The organism is Achromobacter piechaudii NBRC 102461 (assembly GCF_001571245.1).
Taxonomy (GTDB): Bacteria; Pseudomonadota; Gammaproteobacteria; order Burkholderiales; family Burkholderiaceae_B; genus Achromobacter; species Achromobacter piechaudii.
Map to the genome: position 1 here is coordinate 352,776 of NZ_BCTK01000008.1, position 7,419 is coordinate 360,194.

General features: G+C 66.8%; 4 protein-coding genes and 1 pseudogene. All 5 read right to left on the reverse strand.

Annotated elements, in window-relative coordinates; all coding sequences use genetic code 11:
• Positions 1 to 4: 4 nt before the first annotated feature.
• A complete protein-coding gene (locus API01S_RS21430) occupies positions 5 to 2,176 on the reverse strand; it encodes a phosphocholine-specific phospholipase C (protein WP_039883161.1) in 2,172 nt (723 codons plus the stop codon).
• A gap of 35 nt (positions 2,177 to 2,211) precedes the next feature.
• Positions 2,212 to 2,412, reverse strand: a complete 201-nt coding sequence (locus tag API01S_RS21435; RefSeq protein WP_061306087.1) for a hypothetical protein — start codon at positions 2,410 to 2,412, stop codon at positions 2,212 to 2,214.
• A 21-nt stretch (positions 2,413 to 2,433) separates the two neighbouring features.
• Positions 2,434 to 4,449 carry an alkaline phosphatase family protein gene (locus tag API01S_RS29220; protein ID WP_254598694.1) on the reverse strand — a complete coding sequence of 672 codons (2,016 nt, stop codon included), beginning with the start codon at positions 4,447 to 4,449 and terminating at the stop codon, positions 2,434 to 2,436.
• Positions 4,450 to 4,597: 148 nt separating this feature from the next.
• Positions 4,598 to 6,589, reverse strand: a complete 1,992-nt coding sequence (locus API01S_RS21445) for a PhoX family protein (RefSeq protein WP_061306088.1) — start codon at positions 6,587 to 6,589, stop codon at positions 4,598 to 4,600.
• Between the two features lie 343 nt (positions 6,590 to 6,932).
• Positions 6,933 to 7,419 (reverse strand): annotated as a pseudogene (locus API01S_RS21450) (alkaline phosphatase); the annotation flags it as partial.

The following is a 7,419-nucleotide window of genomic DNA, read 5'->3' on the forward strand; positions in this document are numbered from 1 at the left end:
CCCGTCAGGTCGCCATCGCCGGATCGGTGACGGACGGCTTGCCGGTTTCCACCCGGCCGGCGAAGCGGCGCAGGTAAGCCGGGTCTTCGGACAGGCGGGCCGTGAAGTCGTACCAGTGGCCGCTGCCTTCCAGCGCCCAATGCTGTTCGACCTTGCTGCCGGCCGGCACGGTCAACGTCCAACGCTCGTTATTGCTGTAGTACGCGTTGGGCGTAACGACGAAGGTGCACGCGTCCTTGCCGCTGTTGATGAAGCTGACGTAGACGTCGCCATTGGCGATGTCGTAGCAGACGCGGATTTCCGGATCCAGCTGCGACGTGCGCGCAAGCGCCAGGTCGCCCGCGAAGTGGCGGTGATAGCCGTTGGGGCCCAGCACCCACAGGTCGTACTTGCCACCGTCGGCCGCCGTATCCCAGCTGCCTTCCAGCTGCTTGCCCGGTTCGACCGTATAGCGGCGCGGCAGACGGTCCAGATGCAGCCGGTCGTACACATGGAAGACCGCCGCCTGCTTGCCGGTATTGGAAAACAGCAGCCACATGTTGCCCGTGGTGGGCTGGCTGCGGCCGCTGGTGTGCAGCTCATAGGGCAAGGCGCGGGAATAGCGCACGCCCGGCTCCTGCACCGGCTTGGCCTGGGTCGTCGTGTCCGGCAGCGGCACGGCGGTCAGCGCCTGCTGGTCGGCGCGCAACTGGTCGGCGCCCGCACGGGTCAGGATGTTCAGGTCCGGCAGCTTTTCGTCATTGGGCGTGGCGAAGTTGAACGCCGAGGTCATGTCGCCCAGCACGGCGCGGCGCCACGGGCTGATGTTGTCCTCCGGCACGCCGAAACGCGCTTCCAGGAAACGCAGCACCGACGTGTGGTCGAACGCCTGGGAATTGACCCAGCCGCCACGGCTCCACGGCGACACCACGTACATCGGCACGCGCGGGCCGGGGCCGTAGACGCGGTTGTCCGCCGCATCCTGCGCCGACGCGTGCGTGTGGCGTTCCAGGTCGGTGTTGACGGTGGACGCGCCGGCCATCGAGCCATCGGCATTGATCGACGGCGCGGCGGGCGACGGCACGTGGTCGAAGTAACCGTCGTTCTCGTCGAAGTTGATCAGCAGGACGGTCTTGCTCCAGACGTCCGGGTTGGCCGTCAGCGCATCCAGCGTTTCCTGGATGTACCACGCGCCCTGCACCGGGCTGGACGGGCCGGGATGTTCTGAATACGTGGCGGGCGCCACGATCCACGACACTTGCGGCAAGGTGCCGTTGTTGACGTCGTCGCGCAGCGATTGCAGGAAGCCGCCGTCCGGCATGGTGTTGGCCGTGCCCTTGTACAAGGGGTTGGTGGCGTCCATGCTGGGCGTCCAGGCCGGGTACGGCGAACCGTTGGCGGCGTTGCCGGCCTGCTCGTTGGCGCGGCGGTACTGCTGAAAGCCGGCCAGCGAGTTGTCGCCGAAGTTCTCGGGCAGGTTCTGGTAGACCTTCCAGCTGACGCCGGCCTTTTGCAGACGTTCGGGATACGTCGTCCACGTCCAGCCCGTGGTCGATGCGCCCAGGCTGTCCCACTGGTTGCGGGTCGAGGGGCCGTTGCCCTGGGCCAGCGGATCGTTGGTGCCCGTCCACAGGAACAGGCGGTTGGTATTGGTGCCGCCATGGGTCGAACAGTGATAGGCATCGCACAGCGTGAAGGCCTCGGCCAGCGCAAACTGGAACTCGACCTCTTTCTGGCGGTAATAGCCCATGGACTGATTCTGCTTGTAGCGCGGCCACTGGTCCATGCGGCCGCCGTCCCAGGCCATTTGCGCGTCCATATAGTCGTGCGGCGTGCCGGACACGCGCTGGGCGTTGCCCTGCGTGCTGTCCAGGTGATACGGCATCACCACGCGCGTGCCGTTGGTCTGCTCCCAGACCGAGCGGTTCTGCGGTAGCGGGATCGTGATGCGGTCGCCAAAGCCGCGCACGCCTTTATAGGTGCCGAAGTACATGTCGAACGAACGGTTCTCCTGCATCAGGATCACCACGTGCTCGACGTCATTGATCGTGCCCGTGCGGTTGTTGGCGGGTATGGCCAGCGCGCGGCGGATGGCGGGCGGGAACATCGACAGCGCGGTCAGGCCGGCGGTGGACGCGGCGGCTTGACGCAGGAAGCGGCGCTTGCCGGCGTGGATCGGGTCTTGTTGGGACGTCACGGATGCTATTCCTAGGATTCGATGGAGATCGCGGCTCAGGGCGCGCAACGCAGTTCGGGTTTGGCCGGGGTGGGCGGGGTCACCGGCGTTTCGGTACCGCCGTTGCCGGGGGCGCCGGCGCCGTTGTCGGACTTGCCGCCATCGCCGTCATCGCCGCCGCAAGCGGCCAGGGTTGCGGTCAACATCAGCACCGCGCCAGCGCGCAGCACGCCGCGCAATATCAGGGACTTGCTCATGGTTTTTCTATCCTTGGCACATCAGGGAAACAGTTCGGAAACGGACTTGCCGGACAGCGCCAGGGACTTCACTTCGTCCTCGGTCAAGGCGCGTGACCAGAAAGCCAGGTCGTCAAAATTCATCGTGTACGGGCCCTTGGTGCCGGCGCAGCAGATGCCGTAGGTGCCCCGGCCGTCTTCGTTCAGGCCGATGTGGGGGCCGAACAGGCCGGCCACTTGCGCCAGGTTCACCGAACCGGTGGCCGTGACGCGGCGCGTGAAGCCGATTTCGCTGTCGTAGACAAAGGCCGTCATCGTCTTGGCCGTCTTGTCGATGGCCATGGCGATGTACACCGGCTTGTTCGGCGTGAACTTCACCCCGTTGATATCGACGCGCGAACCGCCGCCGGCCAGGTTGAAGCGCAGCTCGGGGCCGGCCCATTGGGCGATGGTGATGCCGGGGTTGCCGCCGGAGTTGTAGTCCTTGTTGCCCAGGATCGAACGGTCGTTCGCCGTGCCGTCGGACTGATACCAGAAGCCGATGGTGAAGGCGGACAGGCTGTCGAGCATGCCTGCCGGGTAATCCAGCTTGAACGCGCCCAGCGCAGCGGACCCGCGATCGTTCTTGAACATCTTGCCGAACACGCCGGCATCGGCGAACGCGGGCGTCTGCACGCCGTCATACGGAGTGATCTGGCCGCCGCCCGCCGCGATGTCGGTCACGTTGCCTTCGAACGGGAACAGCATCGTCAGACCCGTGCGCAGCGAGGCCAAAAGCGGCACCGGCTTGGTATACACCACCGAGGCGCGCGTTGCGCTGGTGGCGCGACCGGCCGACACGGTGTAGTTCAGCGTGTGCACGCCTTCCGTGTCGAAGGTGAAACCGCTGTCGGCGTAGCTGGCCTCCGTGCCCGCCAGGCGCGCCACTTCGACGCCATCGCGGCTGACGACGATGTCGCCCTCGGGTTCGCCCACGCGCACCCAGGACAGCGTCACCGTCTTGTTGTCCATCGACGTGCGCGCCGACAACCGGCGCAGCGCCAGGGTTTCGGACAAGGGCGTGCCGGCCATGTCGTACTGCGCGGGCGCGGGCAATGCGCCCAGGTGCGCCAGCATCGTGGGAGCCACATCGGCGGCGCTGGGCAGCGCGTACCAATTGCTGTCCCATACGCCGTCGAACGAGGCATCGTCCGCGCTGCCGCCCAGCAGCGCGGGCTGGTTCGCGGCCAGCAAGATGGTCTTGTTCTCGGACAAGGCCAGGCCATCGGCCACGCCCGTCTTGCCCAGTCCGTGGCTGGAGGCCACCACCATCAGCCAGTTTTCGTTCGGATGCGCGGCGCGGCGCTCGGCAAGCTGCTTGGCCAGCACGCCGATGGCCGCGTCCGTCTGCCGAATCACGGCGTCGTAGCTGGCGTTGAAACCGTTGTCCGACGCGGCGCGTTCCGGCGCGCCGAACTGCGCCACGACCACGTCGTAGCCTTCGGTGATGCGGTCACGCGCTTGCGAGGCGACGCAGTCGTCCACGCCCGCGCAGTCGGTCAGTGCTTGCAGATAGCCGGCGTCGCGATCGCCGCCCAGCAGGCTGGCCTGCGCCGGGGAATTGAACGCGCCCGCCAGGCGGGCCTGCGGCTGCGCCTGCTTGATGCGCTGGAACAGGGTGGCCGCCTTCATCGCCTGCCCCGCTGCGTTGGAGCGCACGCCATGCACGTCCGCCCATTGGCCCGTCAGCAGCGTTGCCCAACCCGGCGTGGCCAGCGTCGGCTGTTGCGTGACCTCGCCCGTCACGCCGCCGGTCCAGGCGCGCGTGGCAGTCAGCTGGCCCAGGTTGGCAAGCGACCGGTCGGCCACACCACGGCGCATGGCGTCGTAGGTCAGGCCGTCCACGCCGATGAACAGCACCTTGTCGGCGCGCGGCTGCGCAGGTTCGGTCACGGGCGGTTGCGTCGTTGGCGGCGGCGCGGTCGCCGCGTCATCGTCGTCATCCCCGCCGCCGCAGCCCGCCAATGCGCTGGTCGCCAGCAACATGGCGCACCATCTTCTCCAATCCATTGTTCTCATGCTTCTCTTCTCGTTTCATGAACACGGTTTACGCTGCGCACAGTGTGGCGACCGAACGTGAAAGACCCATGAAACAAAGAGCAGAAAGCTTGATCGACGAATCAGATTTCTTTTGCAAGGCGGCGGGCGCGCCGCCTTGCGCCGGCCGTCAGCGGCCTAGCTTCACCGCCGTGAGATAACCCACGGAAGCGCCCCGGCCGTTGCGGTACTTGGCCTTGACCAACGGTTCCAGCACGGGCCGCACCACGTCATGCACGTCGTTCCAATCCGCCGTGTGCTGGAAGTTGCTGGTGATGTAGGTCCAGCCGTTGATGTCGTCCACCGCATGCAGCCCCGTGGATTCCGCCGCCACCGGGCAGGACAGCAGGCGCGACAACACGCGCGTGTCCACGTTGAACGCCCACAGGAAACTGTTGACCCGGCCCATGCTGTCTTCGCCCACGAACAGCGTGCGCAGCTTTTCCGAGAATTTCAGGTTGTCCGGATTCGAGATCCGGTCGCTGCGATGACGGTTGCCCAGCGCGTCGGGGCTTGCCAGCATTGCGCCCACCAGCTCGGGCACGGCGGCCATGTCGACCGGCACCCATTCGCTGTCGATGGCTTTGCCGCCCGTGTCCACCTGCCCTGCCCTCAGGCGCAACTGATAGACCGCCCCGGCATCCGGTCCTTCGACGCGCAGGTGCGGCGACGTGCCATCGACCATCGACGTTTCGATGTGCGCCATGGCGGTGTACGCAATCTTGTCCTTGGCGTTGACCGTGGTGCCCTCCATCTTGGTGAAGGCCAGCGTGCCGCCCGCCAGCGCGGCGTAGCGATGCGTTTCAAGAAAGGCTGCGGCCTGACGGCGGCCGGGTTTCAGGCGTACCCAGTTGTCCTTGCCGTCGTAGCGGATGCGCGTGTAGGCGGGGTTCGCCGGGTCCTTCGTGCGCACGTCCATGATGTCGGCGGCGACCAGCTCGTCGGCCATTTCCTTGACCTCGGCGCTGGTGGCGTGGCCCAGCCGTATCCACGCCAGGTCGGCCGAGCCCGGTCCCACACCCGAGGTCTGATTCCAGCGCGCCACGTACAGCGTGCCCGAGGACAGGTCGGCCGGCCGGTCGGCCACGAACATGAACAGGCCGCCGTTGGTAGCGTCGTCGCCCATCAGCGCGGTGCGCTGGTCGGGCATGATCTGCACCAGCTCATGCGAGATGCGGCCCATGCAGTAGTGCTTCTTGATGCTGCCGGTGCCGTCCGCGTTCACGGTGATTTCGGGCAGGTGGCCGTAGTGATACGGATTGGCGCGGCGCGCATCGCCATACAGATGGCCGCTGAACGCGCGGAACGATGCCGAGGTGCGCGCGGTGGTGGCGTCGGGCTCGTACTCTTCGCTGGACAGATGCGTGTTCCACGGCGACAGGCTGGCTCCGCAGGTGACCCACAGGCCATGCACGGGCGCGGTGTCCACGTTGCTGTAGCGGATCAGGCGCAACTGGCCGGTTTGCAGGTCTTGCGACAGCGTCAGCACGGCGATGGGCGATGGCAGGCAGGCCCACATGTCCTTGCCCGCCCGGTTGCGCGACAGATATTCGAACTGCACCACCGCGTATACCGTGGCGCTGGGCGGGCCGGTGGCGCCATCGGCCTCGCCCACCGGCCGCGCCAGCGTCAGCAGCGACATGCCATCCGGGCAGTCCGAGTAGAACGGGCGCTCGCGGCCCGGCACCGACGTATCCATGATGGGCGCGCCATGGATATCGACGTAGCCGCCCGCCAGCACCAGCCCGCCCTTGCCATCCGGCACGCGGTCGCCCGTCATGAAGAAGGCTTCGTAGCCCAGCTGCACGCGGTGGCGCGAACCATCGGCATAGACCAGGTCCATCGCGGATTCCACGGTGGTGCGCGCCATGCCTTCCGGCTCGGACAGGCCGGGCGCGGCCATGGAGACGAACTCGGCGGACGCAAATCGGGCAGGCGGCGCGCCGGCGCCAGCACGCGAGCGCATGCCGGGGGCCGGGACATCGCTTGCGCCGTCCTCGGACGCATGCGCGTCGCGCCCGCGCAACCAAGCGGCCAGCCCCGCGCCGCCCAGCGGCAGCATCGGCGCGCCGCCCAGCAGCTTGAGCAGCCTCCGACGCGCATTGTGATCAGTATTTTTCATGTGAACGCTCCCAGGTTTCATTACCCAACAACGAACCGGCTTTGCGCACCTGAACCCGGCGCGGCGAGCGCCGGCGCGCATGCCGGAAGACGCATCGAATCCGTCAGGCAAGCCCGACGCCGCCGAGTGTAGGAGGCCGCCGACGCAGACATGGCCGGCGTTACACCTATGAAATGATTCCCGCTGGTTTCGATGCCAGTAATGAATAAGGGACCGGCGTACCGATCCCTTTGAGGCTTCTTTCTGGGGCGTTTTTTGATAAGGCGCTTTGTGATGCAGCGCCAGGTAGTGACGCGCGATATGCAGGCGCGGCGACCGCTTGACGGCCGACGCCGCGCCGCGCTTACGCGCCGATCTTCACGCCGGTCAGGTAACCCACCGCCGCGCCAAAGCCGTCCTTGTAGTTGGCCTTGACCAGCGGCTCCAGCGTCGGCCGCACCACCGCGTGCACACTGCCCCAATCGGCCGCGTGCTGGAAGTTGCTGGTGATGTAGGTCCAGCCGTTGATCTCGTCCACGGCCTGCAAGCCGGTCGATTCAGCAGCCACCGGGCAGGACAGCAGACGCGACAAGGCCTTGGTGTCGATGTTGTAGGCCCACATGAAGTTGTTGACGTGGCCGCCGCTGTCCTCGCCCACGAACAAGGTGCGCAGCTTTTCCGAGAACTTCAGGTTGTCGGGGTTGGACACGAAGTCCGCGTTGTGCGTGTTGCCCAGCGCGTCCGGCGTCGCCAGCGGCTTGCCGACCAGCTCGGCCACGGCGGCCATGTCCACCGGCACCCATTCGCTGTCGATCGCGCCGCCGTCGGTATCGGCCTGGCCACCTTGCATG